Origin of the sequence: Pseudomonas sp. MWU13-2862, from assembly GCF_023242495.1 — a bacterium.
In the GTDB taxonomy this organism is placed as follows: domain Bacteria; phylum Pseudomonadota; class Gammaproteobacteria; order Pseudomonadales; family Pseudomonadaceae; genus Aquipseudomonas; species Aquipseudomonas gingeri_D.
Genome location: NZ_JALMEZ010000002.1, coordinates 32,030 through 50,202, shown reverse-complemented (window position 1 = coordinate 50,202; position 18,173 = coordinate 32,030). Strand labels below are relative to the sequence as shown.

The 18,173-nt window shown below is 61.0% G+C and carries 14 protein-coding genes; 6 read left to right on the top strand and 8 right to left on the bottom strand.

The features are described 5' to 3' along the window. Positions 1–11 precede the first annotated feature (11 nt). The 3 genes from araH (at position 12) to M5C56_RS03720 (ending at position 2,976) form a co-directional block, all read left to right on the top strand. Complete coding sequence (gene araH / locus M5C56_RS03730) at positions 12–977, top strand: L-arabinose ABC transporter permease AraH (RefSeq protein WP_103496638.1); 966 nt, start codon at positions 12–14, stop codon at positions 975–977. Between the two features lie 10 nt (positions 978–987). Continuing rightward, the gene (locus M5C56_RS03725) at positions 988–2,085 is read left to right on the top strand and encodes an aldose epimerase family protein (RefSeq protein WP_103496637.1); all 1,098 of its coding nucleotides are present in this window, start codon (positions 988–990) and stop codon (positions 2,083–2,085) included. 87 nt (positions 2,086–2,172) lie between these two features. Then, entirely contained in the window at positions 2,173–2,976 is an 804-nt protein-coding gene (locus tag M5C56_RS03720) for an IclR family transcriptional regulator (protein ID WP_103496636.1), read from the top strand. Between the two features lie 12 nt (positions 2,977–2,988). On the opposite strand, the gene M5C56_RS03715 is transcribed toward M5C56_RS03720, so the two are convergent. The 3 genes from M5C56_RS03715 to M5C56_RS03705 all read right to left on the bottom strand — a co-directional run bounded on the left by M5C56_RS03715 (position 2,989) and on the right by M5C56_RS03705 (position 7,191). Next, a complete protein-coding gene (locus tag M5C56_RS03715; protein ID WP_103496635.1) occupies positions 2,989–4,608 on the bottom strand; it encodes a methyl-accepting chemotaxis protein in 1,620 nt (539 codons plus the stop codon). A gap of 188 nt (positions 4,609–4,796) precedes the next feature. Further along, on the bottom strand, positions 4,797–6,218 hold the full coding sequence (locus M5C56_RS03710) for an amino acid permease (RefSeq protein ID WP_103496634.1): 1,422 nt from the start codon (positions 6,216–6,218) through the stop codon (positions 4,797–4,799). A gap of 343 nt (positions 6,219–6,561) precedes the next feature. Continuing rightward, positions 6,562–7,191: an NAD(P)H-dependent oxidoreductase gene (locus M5C56_RS03705; RefSeq protein ID WP_103496633.1), complete on the bottom strand. Its 630-nt coding sequence runs from the start codon at positions 7,189–7,191 to the stop codon at positions 6,562–6,564. A gap of 101 nt (positions 7,192–7,292) precedes the next feature. On the opposite strand from M5C56_RS03705, the gene M5C56_RS03700 reads away from it, so the two are divergent. Continuing rightward, positions 7,293–8,147 carry a LysR family transcriptional regulator gene (locus M5C56_RS03700; RefSeq protein WP_103496632.1) on the top strand — a complete coding sequence of 285 codons (855 nt, stop codon included), beginning with the start codon at positions 7,293–7,295 and terminating at the stop codon, positions 8,145–8,147. Positions 8,148–8,156: 9 nt separating this feature from the next. Here the strand turns inward: M5C56_RS03700 and poxB are convergent, their stop codons facing one another. The 4 genes from poxB to M5C56_RS03680 all read right to left on the bottom strand — a co-directional run bounded on the left by poxB (position 8,157) and on the right by M5C56_RS03680 (position 15,301). Further along, complete coding sequence (gene poxB, locus M5C56_RS03695; RefSeq protein WP_103496631.1) at positions 8,157–9,881, bottom strand: ubiquinone-dependent pyruvate dehydrogenase; 1,725 nt, start codon at positions 9,879–9,881, stop codon at positions 8,157–8,159. A 158-nt stretch (positions 9,882–10,039) separates the two neighbouring features. Beyond that, a complete protein-coding gene (locus M5C56_RS03690; protein ID WP_103496630.1) occupies positions 10,040–12,160 on the bottom strand; it encodes a TonB-dependent receptor in 2,121 nt (706 codons plus the stop codon). After that, the gene (locus M5C56_RS03685; protein WP_103496629.1) at positions 12,157–13,386 is read right to left on the bottom strand and encodes an MFS transporter; all 1,230 of its coding nucleotides are present in this window, start codon (positions 13,384–13,386) and stop codon (positions 12,157–12,159) included. Before M5C56_RS03685 ends, M5C56_RS03690 begins: the two co-directional genes overlap by 4 nt. Further along, on the bottom strand, positions 13,376–15,301 hold the full coding sequence (locus M5C56_RS03680; protein WP_103496628.1) for an IucA/IucC family protein: 1,926 nt from the start codon (positions 15,299–15,301) through the stop codon (positions 13,376–13,378). Before M5C56_RS03680 ends, M5C56_RS03685 begins: the two co-directional genes overlap by 11 nt. A gap of 503 nt (positions 15,302–15,804) precedes the next feature. On the opposite strand from M5C56_RS03680, the gene M5C56_RS03675 reads away from it, so the two are divergent. Together M5C56_RS03675 and M5C56_RS03670 are read left to right on the top strand one after the other, a co-directional pair. Continuing rightward, a complete protein-coding gene (locus tag M5C56_RS03675) occupies positions 15,805–16,497 on the top strand; it encodes a DUF4123 domain-containing protein (protein ID WP_247263057.1) in 693 nt (230 codons plus the stop codon). 159 nt (positions 16,498–16,656) lie between these two features. After that, on the top strand, positions 16,657–17,532 hold the full coding sequence (locus M5C56_RS03670) for a DNA/RNA non-specific endonuclease (RefSeq protein ID WP_103496626.1): 876 nt from the start codon (positions 16,657–16,659) through the stop codon (positions 17,530–17,532). Between the two features lie 44 nt (positions 17,533–17,576). Here the strand turns inward: M5C56_RS03670 and M5C56_RS03665 are convergent, their stop codons facing one another. Then, a complete protein-coding gene (locus tag M5C56_RS03665; protein WP_103496625.1) occupies positions 17,577–18,173 on the bottom strand; it encodes an NAD(P)H-dependent oxidoreductase in 597 nt (198 codons plus the stop codon).

The window sequence follows — 18,173 nt, the reverse complement described above, 5'->3', positions numbered from 1 at the left end:
TTGAGGTGTCTATGTCACAGGTCAAAAATACACACGCATTCTGGCTCGGCTTCAATCAGCGCAAGTTCTTCGACGATTGGGTGATGCTGCTCGCAGCCATCGGGATCTTTGTGCTCTGCGCGCTGTTTATCGATAACTTCATGTCCTCCCTGAACATGCGCGGCCTGGGCCTGGCGATTTCCACCACGGGGATTGCCGCCTGCACCATGTTGTTCTGCCTGGCCTCGGGGCACTTCGACCTGTCGGTCGGTTCGGTGATCGCCTGTGCGGGGGTGGTGGCCGGGATTGTCATTCGTGATACCGACAGCGTGTTTTTCGGGGTCTCGGCGGCGCTGGCCATGGGGCTGTGCGTGGGCCTGATCAACGGGATCGTGATCGCCAAGCTGCGGGTCAACGCACTGATCACCACCCTGGCGACCATGCAGATCGTGCGCGGGCTGGCCTATATCTTCTCCAATGGCAAGGCCGTCGGGGTGATGGACGAAGGCTTCTTCGTCTTCGGCAACGGCCAGCTGTTCGGCGTGCCAGTGCCGATTTTGATCACCGTGCTGTGCTTCATCTTTTTCGGCTGGTTGCTCAACTACACCACCTATGGTCGCAACACCATGGCCATCGGCGGTAACCCGGAAGCCGCGCTGCTGGCCGGCGTGAACGTGGACCGGACCAAGATCATCATCTTCGCCGTGCATGGGCTGATCGGGGCCCTGGCGGGGGTGATCCTGGCCTCGCGCATGACCTCGGGCCAGCCGATGATCGGCCAGGGTTTCGAGCTGACGGTGATTTCCGCCTGTGTGCTCGGCGGGGTTTCCCTGAGCGGCGGGATCGGGCTGATCCGCCATGTGATTGCCGGTGTGCTGATTCTGGCGATCATCGAGAACGCGATGAACCTGAAGAATATCGACACCTTCTACCAGTACGTCATTCGCGGTTCGATTCTTCTCGGGGCGGTGATCATCGACCGCCTCAAGCAACGCTGAGGGCGCGGGGATGAACAGTACGCCAGTGCCGGAATTGAGCTGCCGGGAAAGTCTCTTCGGTCATCTGGAGGACGGTACGCCGGTGCACAAGTACCAGCTGGGCAACCGTCACGGCATGCAGGCCAGTGTGCTGACCTACGGCGGCATTCTCCAGGCGCTGCTGGTGGCGGACAGAAACGGCCGCTACGAGGATGTGGTGCTGGGTTTCGACGATATCGCGGGCTATCAGCGGCATCAGCGTTTGTACCTGGGCGCGCTGATCGGGCGTTACGCCAATCGGCTGGCGGGAGGCCGGTTCGAGTTGTCGGGGCGGATTTATCAGGTACCGCTCAATGACGGCGCCAATGCCTTGCATGGCGGCCCCGAAGGTTTCGACAAGAAGGTCTGGGAGGCGCAGCCCGTCCAGGGCAGCGATTGGGTGGGTGTGAAGCTCAGTTACCTGTCCGTCGACGGCGAAATGGGTTTTCCCGGCAACCTGCGGACCCAGGTCACCTACAGCCTCGACGATGACAACCAGCTGCGCATCGAGTATCAGGCGGTCAGCGATGCACCGACGGCGGTCAACCTGACCCAGCATGCCTACTTCAACCTGGCCGGCGCGGGTAACGGCGATATCCTCTCGCAGGTGGCGACGCTCCATGCCAGCCATTACCTGCCGGTAACGGAGCAACTGATACCCCGCGGTGAGATGGCGCCTGTGGCCGGTACGCCGATGGACTTTCGCCAGGCCACGCCGATTGGCCGGCACATCACCGATGACCATCCGCAATTGAGCATCAGCGGTGCCGCGCAGCAGGGCTTCAATCATCACTGGAGGCTGGATGCCGAGGGTGATCTGAGCCGATTGGCTGTCGATATCCACGATCCCCAAAGCGGTCGCAGGTTGCAGTTGCACACCACCGAGCCCGGGGTGCAGTTCTATACCAGCAATGCCTTCGACGGCAGCGCTCAGGGCAAGGCGGGCAAGCCTTATCCGCGTTGGGCCGGTTTTGCCCTGGAGACCCAGAGCTGTCCCGATGGCATCAACCAACCCGGTTTTCCCCGGGCCTGGATCGAGGCGGGGGAGGTCTATCGCCAGACCACCTTGATCCGCTTCTCGGCGCAGTGAGCGGAAGGCCTGAAAAGTGACATGCAGGCGGGCCAGTGAGCGGCCATAATGGCCTTCGTTTTCGTAGACCCTTTTATAAGGCTGCATATGCTGGACGACACCCTGAAAAACGCCAAGGACTCTGCACCCACCGGCACCCAGACGCTGCTCCGGGGCCTGGGCGTGGTGCAGGCGGTGGCCAACGGCGCCCGGGATCTCAAGGAGATTGCCCGGCTGATTGGGACCACGCGCAGCACCACCCATCGCCTGGCCAGTTGCCTGGTGGACGAGCGCTATCTGCGGGTGGTGCCGCAAGTCGGCTATCTGTTGGGACCGAAGCTGATCGAGCTGGGTTTCCAGGCCCGCGAAGCCCTGCCGCTGGTGACCCTGGCTACGCCATTCCTGGATGAATTGTCGGCGCTGACCGGCGACACCATCCACCTGGCCATTCGTGAAGACGATGACGTGCTGTATCTGCACAAGAATCCGGGGCGCAATGGCCCGGAAATGCGTTCGCGGGTCGGCCATCGCATGCCGCTGGCGCGGACCGGGATCGGCAAGGCGCTGATGCTCGATTGCTCGCCGGAAGAATGGCAGCGCCTGTATCAGATCAGCCTGCCGGTGGGCGGCAAGAACGCCCTGTGGCCCCAGCATGTGGAACAGACCTGGGAGCAGTTCCGTGCGCGCATGCAGGAGTATGTGGCGGGGGGCTATGCCTTCGACCTGGAAGACAATGAACCGTCGATCCGTTGTGTGGCCGCGCCTATACGGGATGCCAGCCGGAAAATCGTTGCCGGTATCAGTATCGCCAGTACGGTGCCCTATATGCCACTGGAGAAAATGGCCGAGTTGATCCCGCAGATCAAAAGCGCCGCCGCGCGGATTTCCGCGGAACTGGGTGCCAAATCCTGAGTGGTCCGCCTTTCACACCACGAAGCGATTCACCAACTGATTGAGATTGACCGCCAGTTTTGACATCTCATTGCAGGCACTGGCCGTTTGGCTGGCGCCTGCGGAGCTCTGTGCGGCAAGCTCGCGGATACTGACCAGGTTGCGATCGACCTCACGGGCCACGTGGGCCTGCTCTTCAGAAGCGGTTGCGATCAGAAGATTACGTTCATTGATCTGAATCATGGCGCTGGCAATCTGATCCAGGGAGCTACTGGCTTCTTGAGCCACGCCAAGGGATTCGGTTGCCAATGCTTTGCTGGTATTCATGGCTTCCACGGCGTGCTCCGAATCGTTCTGAATCGCCGCAATCATCTGCTCGATCTCTTGGGTCGATTGCTGGGTTCGGTGGGCCAAAGCCCTGACCTCGTCGGCAACCACCGCAAAACCACGGCCTTGTTCACCGGCTCGTGCGGCTTCAATGGCGGCGTTCAACGCCAGAAGGTTGGTCTGCTCCGCGATCGCACGAATCACTTCGACGACTTTATTGATACCCTGGGCCTGATTTGACAGACCTTGAATCTGCTCGCTGGTGTTTTCAACATTACCGCTCAGCTTTTGAATGGATTTCAATGTCTGAGCCACCCGCTTCAGGCCAACCTCGGTAAAGCCCTGGGTGCGCCTGGACTCTTCGGAGGCTGACTCCGCGTTACGCGCGACCTCATCAACCGCAGCACTCATCTCGGTGACGGCCGTAGCGGCTTGATTGACTTCGTCGTTCTGTGCAACAAGGCCTCGGCTGGACTCCTCGGTGACCGCTGTCATTTCCTCGGCCGCGGAGGCCAGTTGGGTGGAGGACTCGGAGATCTGCACAATGGTATTGCGAAGGTTTTTCTGCATCTGCGCCAGTGCTTTCAACAGTCGTCCGGCTTCATCGGTCCCGCTCACCCGTACTTCCTTTGACAGGTCGCTACTGGCGATACGCTCGGCGACGGACAAGGCATCGCTGATGGGGGAGGTGATGCTCCTGGTCAGAACTATTGCCAACCCGACAGTCAGAATCACTACACCTGCAATCAGACCGACAACCAGCCAAAGTCCCGTGGAGTAGAGATGGGCTGCATTTCGACCCGCAAGTGCCGCGCCCTCGTTATTGATGTCGGTCAGGTCTTTGATCTGCCCCTCCATCAAGGTGGTGATAGGCCGGATGCTTGTCGCATTCAGGCTGGCTATCGCGGGCAAGTCAGCGCGTTTCATCAGCGGTTCGAGACTGTCCAACTGCCTGGAGTACGCCTCGGCGGATGCCTTTACCTTCAGATAAAGCGCGCGCTCCTGGTCGCTCGCAACCAGAGGCTCATAATTGGCCACCGCCTCCATGAAAGCCTTTCGGAAGCCCGGGAAGGCTTCAGCCGTCTTTTGAATACCTTCGGGGTCAGCAATGCTGCGCTGGACCTCGAGTCTCAGGCGCATCACCCCAAGGCTCATCAATGCCGTTTGTCGGACGCTGGGCATCCAATTGACTTCGACATCTTTTTCCGAGTCCCGCAGGCCGCCCATCTGCACCACCGCGACTGCGCCGAGGATAAAAACCAAGGCAATGATCAAGGCGAAAAACAGCGCTGAGCGCGGGGCTACATTGAGATTTCTAAGGCGCATACGGGCTTCCTCGTTTCCAGGAAAATGCTTGAGCTGTCCAAGAGGCTAGTACAGGTGGGCCAGGAAGCCGGAAAAAACGAGGTATGCGTCAGCATTCAATGGGGAGCCGCCAGCGCGCACTGCTGCTCTTGGGGCAGCAGCAGTGCGATCCTTTGGCCAAGGCTTCTGTTTTTCCCCGCGTTACACCATCAAGGGGCCAAGCGCACCGCACCTCGGGGGGAATTGGCTGGTTGCAACTTGAATACATGGAACAGCACCGTCAGCAGCACCAGGAACGCCGGTCCTATGTAGAGTGCCACGCGGGTGTCCGGGAAATAGGCCATCAGGCCCACCACCAGCACCAGGAACGCCAATGCCAGGTAGGAGCTGATCGGGTACAGCCACATGCGGTATTTCAGGCCTGCACGTTCCGCTGCGCTCAGGCCTTTGCGAAACCTGAGCTGGGCCAGCAGGATCATCGCCCAGGTCCAGATCGCACCAAAGGTGGCAATCGAGGTGACCCAGACGAAGACCTTTTCCGGCACCAGGTAGTTCAGCAGTACACCCAGCAACAACGCCGCGATGGACAACAGCAGTGCGTTGCGCGGCACACCGTTGCCGGCGGTTTTGCCGAAGGTTTTTGGCGCCTGGCCGTTCTGTGCCAGGCTGTAGAGCATGCGCCCGGTGCTGAAGATCCCGCCGTTGCAGGAGGAGAGCGCGGCGGTGATCACCACGAAGTTGATGATGCCGGCAGCGGTCTTGATGCCCAGCCGCTCGAAGGTCATGACAAAGGGGCTGCCCTGGGTACCGATTTCGCCCCAGGGGTAGATCGACAGGATGACGAACAAGGCCCCCACGTAGAACAGCAGGATGCGCCAGAACACCGAGCCGATCGCCTGGGGAATGGTCTTCTCCGGGTTGCGCGCTTCTCCGGCGGTCAGGCCGATCATTTCCACGCCCAGGTAGGCGAACATCACCATTTGCAACGACATCAGCACGCCGGTGACGCCGTTCGGCATAAAGCCGCCATGGTTCCACAGATTGGAAATCCCCAGTGCCACGCCATCGTTACCGAAACCGAAAGCGATCACACCGATCCCGCCCACCACCATTGCAATGATGGTGACGATCTTGATCAGGGCGAACCAGAACTCGAACTCACCGAAGGCTTTCACTGCGATCAGGTTGACCGTGCCCATGCTGACCAGGGCGGCGAGGGCCCAGATCCAGCGCGGCACATCGGGGAACCAGACGCCCATGTACACCGCCACCGCGGTGATTTCCGCCACGCAGGTCACCAGCCACAGGAACCAGTAGTTCCAGCCGGTGAGAAATCCCGCCAACGGGCCCAGGTAATCTTGTGCGTAACGGCTGAACGAGCCGGCGACGGGGTTATGTACCGCCATTTCGCCCAGGGCGCGCATGATCACCAGGATCGCCAGGCCGCCGATGATATAGGACAGCATGATGGCCGGACCGGCCATTTGAATGGCCTTGGCCGAACCGAGGAATAGCCCGACACCGATACAGGCGCCGAGGGCCATCAAACGAATATGTCGTTCACCCAGTTCACGTTTGAGCGGTCCGCCTTGAGCAGTCCCCCCGTTGGGCAGATGGTTGTCTGCGCGCATAGAAATACAACCTCATCTTGTTATTGGATATAAACCACCGAGCGTTGGAAGTACCGACGGATAGCCCGTACTCGCTCAACCGGGTCGACTTTTTGGGCGACCGGTCTTGCAGGGCAACACCTGCGAGATCAGCGGGATGGGAAGTATAAAAAGCGGACTACAGGCGTTTTCACTGTATAAGTGGTTGATTTAAGAGATAAGTATCGGAAAGTTGTACTTGGATGGAGATGCTTTAGCGGGTGTTATACGCTTTATCAAGTAAGACGTGATGCCGATTATTGCGGGATGATTCTGCTGTGTCACGATCCCAGCCGTTTCGGCTGGGTCTGTTTTTTACCTGCGATCAGGCCAGTCGGTCGGCCAGCGCCAGGGCCTGTCCGGTGGTGTTCTGGCGAGAGGCCAAATCAACGTCAGGCCCGAGAATGGTTTTCTCTACATAGAGCGAATGCACGTCGGTCACACCAATAAAACCCAGCCAGGCTTCCATATAAGGTTTCTGGAAGTCCATCGGTTGCGCGGTCGGTTCGGAATAGTCCATGCCGCGCGCATACACGTTCACGGCCGTCTTGTTATGCAGCAAACCCCGCAGGCCGCGTTCCGGGCTGAATTCAAACAGTACGTCTTTCTGCGAAACCACGTCGATAAAGTGCTTGAGCTTGTAGGGTACTGCGAAATTCCACAGCGGAACGGAGAACACCAGTACGTCAGCCTGATGCAAGTGAGCCGCTAGATCTTTCAGGGTCGTCCAGGCGGCGTCCTGTTCCTCGGTCAATGGGGTGCCGCTCAGGCCGGCATATTTGGCATCCATCACCGGCCCGTCAAACTCCGGTAGGTCCAGGTTCCACAGGTCCAGGGTGACGACTTGGGTATCCGGCGCGTTGCGCTGATAGCGAGCAATGAACTGGCGGGCGATTTCCAGGGAGGCGGAGCGCTGTTTGCGCGGGGAGCATTCGATATGCAGAAGGACGGTCATGGCGGGCCTCAGGGAAGGGGAGAGAAGACCCGAGCATTGCAACATAGCGCTACTTGAAATATAAATCGTGTTTTACAGACTTATTGATCACGTATCAGCATATGTTCGATGCCTTGTTGCTCAAGACCTTCGTCGCGGTGGTGGATGAAGGCGGCTTCAGTCGCGCCGCGGCCCGCCTGCACCTGACCCAGTCGGCCGTCAGCGGTCATTTGCGGCGCCTGGAAGAGCAGGTGGGCAAGCCGCTGCTCACCCGCACCACCCGCTCCCAACAACTGACGGCCGATGGCGAACGGTTGATGGCCTATGCCCGGGGTATTCTGGCGCTCAATCGGGATGCCTGGGCCGAGCTGACCCGTTCGGCGTTTCAAGGGAGTTTGCGCATCGGTGTTTCGGAAGAGTTCGCCGATGCCCGTCTGTTGCGGGAGTTGCAGGCCTTCGCCGCCGACTATCCGGGCATGCAGCTCAAGGTGCAGGTCAGTATTCCCGGCTCGTTGCTGACCCTGATGAAGCAGGGCGAACTGGATCTGGTGGTCGGTTCGTTGTGTGAGTCCAGCGAGCCCGGCCTGGCGTTATGGCAGGAACCCCTGGTCTGGGCCTGGTCCGCACAACCTTTAGGCACCTTGCCGACACCCTTGCCCCTGGCCCTGTTCCCGGAACCCTGTCCTTACCGGGAGGCCGCGTTGACGCGTCTGGCCCAGGCCGGCATCACCCAGCGCACGGCCATGCTCTGCACCAGCTATGCCGCGTTGCAGGCTGCGGCCCTGGCAGGCTTTGCCATCGCGCCGATGACCCTCAGCCAAGTGTCCCAGGGATTGGCAGTCCTCGGCGCCGAGCATGGCTTGCCGCCGCTGCCCGATGCCGAGTTCCGTTTATTCAGTGCGCCGGAGGCGGACCCGCTGATTATCGAGGCGATTACCCGGGTGATCATCCGCTACGGCGCCAGCCGCCGTCACTGAATGGCCGGATCAGCGCAACCAGTTGGTCCGCGCCAATTCGATCACCTCATCACCGCGTCCGCTCATCACCGCCTTGAGCATATACAGGCTGAAGCCCTTGGCCTGTTCCAGCTTGATGCTCGGCGGCATGACCAGTTCCTGGGTGGCGGTGACCACGTCCACCAGCACCGGACCGTCATGGGCCAGGGCGCGGCGCAGGGCCGGTTCCAGGTCTTCGGATTGCTCGACGCGAATACCGAGGATGCCCATGGCGTTGGACATGGCCGCGAAGTCCGGGTTTTTCAGCTCGGTGCCGGTGTCCAGGTAGCCGGAGGCTTTCATCTCCATGGCGACGAATCCCAGGGAGGCGTTGTCGTAGACAATAACTTTCACCGGCAGCTTCAATTGCGCCAGGGAAATGAAGTCGCCCATCAGCATGCTGAAGCCGCCATCGCCGGACAGGGAAATCACCTGGCGTCCGGGAAAGGCCGCTTGCGCACCGATAGCCTGAGGCATGGCGTTGGCCATGGAACCGTGGTTGAAGGAGCCGATCAGCCGGCGTTTGCCATTCATCTTCAGGTAACGCGCGGCCCAGACGGTGGGCGAGCCGACGTCGGCGGTGAAGATCGCGTCGTCGTCGGCCAGTTCACTGAGCAGGCGGGTGACGTATTGCGGGTGGATCGGCCGACCGGCCTTTGAGGGTTGCGCCAGCTCATCGAGGCCCTGGCGCGCTTTCTCATAATGCTTGAGTGAGGTTTCGAGAAAGCTGCGGTCGGTCTTGCGGGTCAGGCGCGGCAGCAGGGCCTGGATGGTTTCGCTGACGTCGGCGGCGATACCCAGGTCCAGGGTGGCGCGTCGGCCCAGCGCTTGCGGATTACGATCGACCTGGATGATTTTTGCGTCGGTGGGGTAGAACTGCCGATAAGGGAAATCGGTGCCGAGCATGATCAGCGTGTCGCAGTTGAGCATCGCGTGGTAACCGGAGCTGAAGCCGATCAGGCCGGTCATGCCGACGTCGAAGGGGTTGTCCCACTCCACATGCTCCTTGCCCCGCAGGGCGTGGACCACCGGCGCAGCGAGGGCGTCGGCCAGGGCCAGCACGTCGTCGTGGGCGCTGGCACAGCCGCTGCCGCACAGCAGGGTCACGGATTGACTGTGTTCGAGGATATCGGTGAGGCGTTGCAGGTCCTGTTCCGCCGGCAAGGTGCGGGGCGCCAACAGCGCCGGCCAGGGTTTGAAGCTGTCTTCCACTTCCAGCAGCGACACATCCCCGGGAATCACCACCACCGCCACGCCGCGGTTGAGGATCGCCGAACGCATGGCGCGGTGCAGCACCTGGGGCATCTGCGCGGGGTTGGTCACCAACTCGATAAAGTGGCTGCATTCCTTGAACAGCTCCTGGGGATGGGTTTCCTGGAAGTAGTTCAGGCCAATCTCGGAGGAGGGGATCTGTGCGGCGATGGCCAGGACTGGCACATGGTTGCGATGGCAGTCGAACAGGCCATTGATCAAGTGCAGGTTGCCCGGCCCGCAACTGCCGGCACACACCGTCAATTCGCCGGTGGCAGCGGCTTCGGCGCCAGCGGCGAAGGCCGCGACCTCTTCGTGGCGCACATGCATCCACTCGATACTGTCCATGGTGCGCAGGGCGTCGGTCAGGCCGTTGAGACTGTCGCCGGTCAGGCCCCAGATGCGCTTGATGCCCGCCTGCTCAAGGGTGGTCGCCAATTGCCGGGCCAGGGTGATTTTCGCCATGAAGAACTCCAGTCGTCAGTGAGGGTAAAAAGTTGCCGATCACTAGAGGACAGTTCCAGGGCGGGGAATGCTCCCCCTGAATATGAAGAATGACTTATGGGCAGGCGAGGCGTCAGCCCCCTGCAAAGGTTGAGGACTGACGCCTTCACGGGCGGGTTTTACCAATCGACCGCGTAACTCACGCTCAAGGTCCGGCCTTCGGCATTCGGATAAGGCGCGCGGGCATTGGCCTGGGCGAACATGTTCTGGTAGTTGCGGTTCGCCAGGTTGTAGACACCACCTTCCAGGCGACCCACCGGCAACGCTACCGAACCCAGCAGGTCGAACAACGTGTAGCCCTTGATATCGCGACCGTTGTTGTCCTTGAAGGCCGCGTCGTAGTCCGACAGGCGCATGCCTTGCAGGCGCAGGTTGTAGTCGCCGTGCTCATAACCGACGAAGGCGGTGGTCTTGGCCGGGGAAATGCGTGTGGCCGGCAGGTCGATCCATTTGCCGTTCTGATCGGTCTCGCCCTTGGCGTAAGCGTAAGTGCCGCCCACCGACCATTGATCCGTCACGTTGTAGCTCAGGCTGGTTTCCACGCCGCGCACGCGTTCCTTCTGGTTGATCAGACGCAGCACGCGGTTGTTGGCATCATAGAACTGGGTGACGTCCGAGGTGTTTTCGTACGCGGTGACGCTGGCCTGCCACTTGTCCCAGTTGCCACGCCAGCCCAGTTCATAGCTGTTGACCTTGATGGCCTGGGCGTTGAGGTCATGGATGTTGTAGGTACTGCTGACGTCACGCAGGAAGCGCTGGATATCCGGTAGGGAAAAGCCCTGGCTGAAGTTGGCGAACAGGTCCTGGTTTTCGTTGAGGTGATAGACCGCCCCGAGGTTGTACAGCGTGTCGTTGTAATTCAGGGTGCCGCCGGGCAGCGTTGCGCGATTGCCGGTCTGGACGATTTCGCCATAGGCGATGCTGTCGGCGATCTCGCTCTCGATCCATTCGCGACGCACCCCGCCACGCAAGGTCCAGTCGCCGACGTCGTAGGACAGCTGGCCGAAAATGGCCTTGGTGGCGGTCACGGTGTCCGGGCCCATTTCAAAGGTGGTACCGGTCTTGGTGTAGGTCAGCCCATTGACCCGGTACTGATCGCCGCGTTGGCGCGAGGTTTCGTGATCATAGTCGGCGCCCCAGACCAGTGTGCCGGTGGCCGGGCCGATGTCCGGCATCTTGCTTTCGATCGCCGCCCGCAGGCCGTAGACATCCTGGATGCTGTTGTTGTCGGAGACTCCGGCCAGGCCCCGTGACAGGTCCGGGAAAAACAGCGCATCGGCACGCCGCCAGTAGCTTTCGACCTGCAGGCCCTGACCGTGGAAATCCTTGTCGGTGTAGTTGAGGTTGACCGCCTGGTTATGGGTGTAGGGCTGGTCATCCAGCTTCAGGCCTTTTACCGCGACGGCGTTGTTGGTGATGCGCGGGTCCTTGGTGTAGTCGGTGTCCTGTTGGTCCTTGTAGTCCTGCAGCGACAGGCTGATCTTCTTGTCGGCATCCAGCGCGTAGCCGAAACGACCTTGCAGGTCGTAGGTGCTGGTGTCCATGTTGCTGCCCTGGGACGTGTCCTGGGGAATGCGGTTGCCGTTGCCGTCGAACTGGTCGTTGCGTTGCACGGTGTTGGCCGACACGTACCAGTCCAGCGCGTCCTTGTGCCCCGTGGCGCTCTGGAAGGCTTCGTAGGAGAAACCCTTGTTGTTGAGGTTGTTGCCGGTGGTCATGCCGATCTTGCTGCTGAAGGCCAGCTCTTCACCCTTGTTGCGTTTGGTGATGATGTTGATGATGCCGCCCGACGCGCCCGCACCGTAGACGCTGCTGGCGCCGGAGACCACTTCGATGCGTTCGATGCTTTCCGGGGCGATGCTGTTGAGCTGGCGGAAGTTGTCCCGCGTCGCGTTCTGGGAGACCCCGTCGATCAGGATCAGGGTGTTGCGTCCGCGCAGGGTCTGGCCAAAGTTGCTCATGCCACCGGTGGAAGGGGAGATGCCCGGCACCAGTTGCCCGAGAATATCCGCGACCCGCCGACCGGCACCGGTCTGCTGGCGGATCTGCTCTTCGTTGATCACCTGCACGGAGCCTGGAATCGAGGCGATGCTGGTTTCGCTGCGGGTGGCGGAAACCACCATTTCCTGCAGTTGCAGGGTACCGGGTGCCGCCTGGGCGGGTTCGCTCTGATCGGCCCAGGCCGGTGTGCTCAGCGAGCCGATAAAGGGCAGGAGGATGGAAAGTTGTATTTTTTTCATGGCTCTTTCTTTGTTTGATTCGCAGAAGTGTGGGTCGATAAAACGCCGGTCTCCGGCGTTCGTGAAAATGATCGGATGGCGCGGATACCCAGGGCGGCAATGGCGTAGGTGAGGGCGACGAGCCAGAAGCTGTGGGCCACGCCGACGATTCCCATGCCGATGCCCCCCAGCAAAACCCCGCACAACGCGCCGGCTTTGGCGGCGCTGTTGCCCAGGCCCAGGGCAAAGCCTTGCTGGCTGGGGGCAACGGTGTTGGCGATCAAGGTGTAGGCGACGGGCAGCAGTGCGCCTTGCCACACGCCCCACAGCAGCCGGCTGGCGAGAAAGCCCATCCATTCGCCGGCCACGGCGGTAAAGGCCAGGGTCAGGGCACAGGCCCAGGCAACCCATTCGATGACACGCAAGGTGTGCGCGGGCTGATGGCGGTCGAACAGTCGCCCCCACAGCGGCGCGGACAAGGCGAGGGTGGCGGCACTGGCGGCATAGCTGGCGCCGATCAGCCATCCCGGCGCGTGCAGGACGTCCGCCACGTACAGGGCATAGAACGGCTGCGGCATCATCTTGGCGGCCTGGATCAGGACGATGACCCCGAGCATGGCCCCCAGCCAACCCTTGGGCAGCGCCGCGTGCGCCGGTTTTTGCTTGGATGGCACACGTTGTGTGTCGCTGGGCAAAAACAGGCTGATCAGCGCACACAGCAGGCAAATCGCGGTGGCGCTGTAGCACAGCAATGCAAACCCCGAGACATCCATCAACCAGCCGCCCAGCACCGGCCCGGCCAGCGAGCCGACCGCCGTGGCCGATTGCAGGCGGGCGAGAATCTGCCCCCGCCCGCCGGCGCCGCAGCAGGCCAATGCGTAGGCCTGGGCCGCCGCGATAAACCCGGCCAGGGCACCTTGAACCACCCGGATGCCCACCAGCAGCCAGGGATCGAAGGTGATCGCGGCCAGCGCCTGGCACACCGCCAACGCCAGCAGCGCCCGAATGATCATCGGCTTGTGCCCGGTGCGGTCGCCCAGTCGCCCCCACATCGGGGTCAGGATCATCGCCGCCATCATCGGCCCGGCGTACACCAGCGAAGACAGCAGGCCGGTGTACTGGGCACCGGCGGCACCGAGCAGCTTCTGGATCTGCAGGGGCCAGAAGGGGCCGCTCATTTCCATGGCCCCCATGGACACCAGTTGAATCCCGATCAGCAACCGTAGCGCCGTGTCGTTAGCTGCCATCGGCGTTGACGCTCAGCGGGTTGCGCAGGCGCCCGACGATATCGGCGTGACTCTCGAGCAGGCGCATGCGCATAAACGACTTGGCGGGCCAGTCCTGTTCCAGCAGGGCCTGGCGCTCGGTCGCCCAGCGCTGCGGTTCGACCTGCTCGCGCAAGTCGTCGAAGCACTGGCGGACCTGGGTTGCCAGTTCACTCCAGAGCAGGGCCTGGGGGATGTCGAAGTGGCGGGCGCTGAGCAGCACCAGTTCGCCCAGATGACACATGAAGACCGTATGCAGCAGCTTGTCGCGCACGAAGCCGGCATCGTCATACAGGGTCATCTTCGGATCATGCAGTTCGATGTCCAGGCCCTGTGCGTGCAAGGTCTTGCGATCGATCCGGATATCGCCGAAGTCACGCAACAACAGGCGGCTCAACTGTCCGTCCGCGGCCATGATCATGAAGCTGTTTTGCTGGTGGGCCTCGAACGCGACGCCGTAGCGCAGGTACATGCCGAGCAGGGCAGGGACCGCAATCGACGCGTAGTCGTGGAAGAACGATTGCATGGCGGCGCTATCGTCCGTGCCCTTGGCCAGGCGCACCCACTGCCTCAACAGCGGTTGGCCGTGCTGGTCGATGGCAAACAGACTGCCGACCGGAATAGCCATTTCGCCTGGTTGCAACTGGCTCAGCGGGTTGTCCCGGTACAGTACGGCCAGGTGGCGGGAACGTTCGTCGTCAACCGGTTGCGGCTTGAAATGCACACCGATGCGTTCGGGAACGATGTCGAGAATGTTCCGGATCCCGGGTTCGCGCGCCAGGATGCTTTGCATCAGGTGGCTGATGCGCGGGCCCATGCGTGCCGAGCGTGGCGAAACGGTGCGCTGCACGCTGGTCAGTCGCAGTGACACCGGCAGCTTGACCATCGGCGCGTCACGGCGGCCCTCGGGCAATACGGTGCGGAACGACATGGTCGGGTGGGCGGTGAACGCGACGATATCGGTCAGGACCAGCAGGCGGTCGCCGATTTCGTTGGCGAAGGTCTGCGGCAGCTCCTGGCGTGCCTGCCAGGGATGGGCCGGCAGCGGCAGGTAGTCGCCGGCTTCAAGGCCCTGGCGAGTTAATTCAGCGGTCAACTGCTGTGCGGCCTGGGGGAAATGGGCTTGCCACCACTGCCAGTACTCCACGGTGCCGGCCAGTGATTCGACATGGGCAAACTGGTGGTGCAACGCGCAGAGCATCACCGGGAAACGGGCTTCGAACTCCGGTGAGAAGTCGATGACCTGGTCCGTGCTCAAGCCCAGTTTGGTCTTGTAGTTGGGGTGCCAGGGATGGCCCAGCGTGCCCCACTGTTCCAGCAGGGAAGTGGGGTTGGCGATGCTCGGCTCATCCTTGAGCCAGCCCAGCAGATTGTCGCTGTGCGCCGGGTCCATGGATTCATGCAACTGGAGTGTCCAGCGCTCGTGGAAGGCCAGGCACAGGGTGTCGTTGGCGAAACTGTCGTCGAGTTCTTCGTTGAGGCGGCGCAGCACCTCGGCGTCGGCAGGCGACTCGAGGCCATGGTTGAGCAGGCCCAGCAGCTCCGAGGGAAACTGGATCTTGTGCGGTGGATGATCATCGCCGTACGCCGTGATGTCGCCCCGCAGGTCCCAACTGCTCATGCGTCCAGGGAGCAGATGGTCGAAGCACAGGCGGGTGCGGTCGGCGAGGGTCAACCAGCATCGAGGGGGCTTGTCGTATTCGAGCGCGCCGGCGTCCAGCAGACCTTCGCGAAACAGCGCCTGGATCAAGCGCTGGAAACTGCGCTCGGCGGCAGGTGCAAGGGTGTTGACCAGCGCGTCGAGAGTGATGTGGTTGGCTTGGAAAAGAGGGGTGCCGAGCGCTTCGCTCCAGCGACTCAGCAGGGCTTGCGGTTTCTTGCTGTATCCATTTTTCAAGTCTGACTCCTTGTGCACGGTCTTGAGTGAAAGCACGCGAAGGATAGCGAGTTAAAACACGAAAACCAATGATAATCATTGTTATTAGTATCTTTAAGTTTACATTGTCCCAGGATGGGCGGTCATTTTTGTTTCTATAAAACCGCTCTATCCCGCGTCTTTTAAGGGCTTCGAGGATTTTCTCGAGGCGTGTCGGATCCACGCGCCGGGAGGCGTGCAGCGACGTCCTACACAAAAGCAGGACTGTTCTGCTATCGGTTTTGTGCGGTCTGGCCGTCAGGAAGCTGCCCGGGAATCGTCGAGCACACAGGGATTTTCGGGACCGCCTGCCTGGCCGCTTACGCTACAAATGACGCCTTATCCCGTTTAAGGGCCTTCAGCCTATGCGGTTATGTTTTTTTGACGGACTGGACCGCATCGAGATTGCCGACAGGGCCGGGTTTGCTCATGACCCGTTCGATACGAGGACGGGTAACCGAACCTACGACCAGCGAGCGCTCAGAATGGACCTGGGTGAGACGTGGCAGGTGGAGCGTTTTGTTCGCCGATATTTCCAGGGTGCCGGAGAGATGCATCGTCTGCGCTCCTTGCTCTCCAGCCAGTTGGCGCATAGCCATCGCTTACCCGACGCGGAGGTGCTGAGACAATTCTCTCGCAACCTCCAGAATGGGCATTTGTGTGCCTACGTTTATCCCTACGTCCCCATGGCGCGCACCCGGGTACCGGCGTCGGAGGCCGCGGGTCGGATTGATGCGCCGGCCGCAAGGCCCGCGGTTCGCCGTCCGGCAAAAAAGCCCAGTGTGGAAACGGATACGCTAGCACCTGTCTTGCCACCTCCCGCTCAACCCGAATCCCAACTGACGTCCACGTCGCCTGCCTCCCGGGAACTGCTGGATCGAGGTTGGGGCCGCGCTTGGGGGATATTCATCTTTGCCCCGGCAGCATTGCCGATGTCCGCCATACGTTTACATCTGAAGAAATTTCTTCGCGTGCGAACCGAAGACAAAAAGCTGCTGATGTTTCGGTATTACGATCCACGGGTTTTATCGGTCTTCCTGCCCACCTGTACCGATGAGGAGTTCACGAAGTTTCTCGGGCCATTGAACCGTCTGCTGGTCGAATCGGACGAAGGGGCGCGATGGAACCTGTTCGATCTGGAGGATCAAAGGCTGCGGATCGTGTCAGGAGCGCATTGATACATTACGTCGGGTGCCTCCCACCCATTCCGATAGCTCGGTGCCTTAGGCTTGGGCGGCTGGCAATTTCCGCTCATAACGCGTAAAACGCCTCTCCAAGCCCTCGTCCAGAGGGCTTTGTCATCTGTATCCCCGCACTCCAATCCAAAGAATCCAAGCATGAACCTACTCCGTATCGCAGTGGGGCTGTCCGCCCTTGTGTTGTTTTCTGCCAGCGCCGCACAAGCGCGCAACCTGCTGGATCTTATCGATCCACCCAACCAACACGAGAAACAAGGGCACCGTTCGGGCTCCATCAGCCAGGGCGCGGCGATCGACCTGTATTCGAGTCAACAGCAACAGGCTTCATTTGACGGCTGTGCCGACTTGTTCCCGGGTGCCAAGCCGATCAGCACCGCCAGTGTGCCGGCCACCATGAAACCCATGGCCCTGTGTTCCGACAGCTTTGCGGTGCTCTACTCGCAAACCAGCAAGACCCCGCTTGTGGTGGTGGAACGCCTGAGCGCTGCCCAGCTACAGGATGCAAAGGGGGAGGAGCGTACCAACCAGTTCTACCCGGACCCGCGCATTCCCAAGGGCGCGCGAGCGGAGCTGAGCGACTACCGGGCCCAGCACCCGGCCGTGGACCGTGGCCATCAGGCGCCAGCGGCCGATGCGCCGAATGCGAATGCCATGGCGCAGTCCTTCGCGCTGTCGAACATGGTCCCGCAGGACCCGACCAATAACCGCAAGATCTGGAGCAAGGTCGAGGCCGATGTCAGAAAGTTCGCGGCGCGTGCCGAGGGCAATGTGTTTGTCTTTACCGGTCCGATCTTCGACGCGGGTCATGGGACCATTGGCGATGACCAGGTCTGGGTGCCCACCCGCTTGTTCAAGCTGGTCTACGACGTATCGTCCAGGCGCGCCTGGGCCTATGTACTGCCGAACGCGGAAACCCGCATCGAAAAGCCGATGGACTATGAGACGTTCGTGAAAACCACCGGGCTCAAGCTGCTGGATCAGCTGCCGGTTTCGGGCTCGGTGGTTCGTTCTTGAACGGAGTGTCCCATCATCGGATACGGGGTTCGCAGGCGTGTGATTCAGGTTTTCACATCAAATAGCTGGCGGCCGATGCTGAATGCAGAGGCCAGATGCACCATGGGATTTTCTGTCTCGGACTCAAGCATCAGCTCCGAGGTCATGACCTTGGCACCGCAGTAGTTGAAGATGCCATGATCAATTTGCGTCTTCATCGCGGTCGCATAGCCATGCCTGTCATAGGTGTCCGGGTCTGCTCCGCCAACCCCCAGCAGGTGAATGGGAAGGTGACCGAGTTTCTTGATCAGCGGGGCGTTGGGGCGAAACTCAAACGCCCAGCCATTCGAGAACACCCGATCAATCCACCCCTTGAGCAGGGCTGGCATCGACCACCAGTAAACGGGGTAGACAAGGACCAGCGCATCCGCCCGGTCAATCCGTTGCTGTTCAACGCGAATATCAGAGGGCGGTAGTGCCTCGTTATGGTGAACCGCCAAGTCCCCCGCGGTGAAACGCGGATCAAAGCCTTCAGCGTGGAGGTCGGCGATGGCATAGGTGCTGCCTTGATTGGTCGTTGACAGACCTTCCCCAACTCTAGCTGCTATCCCATGGGTGAGGGAGTCCCGGTCATGGTGGGCGACGACGATGAGTGCATGCAT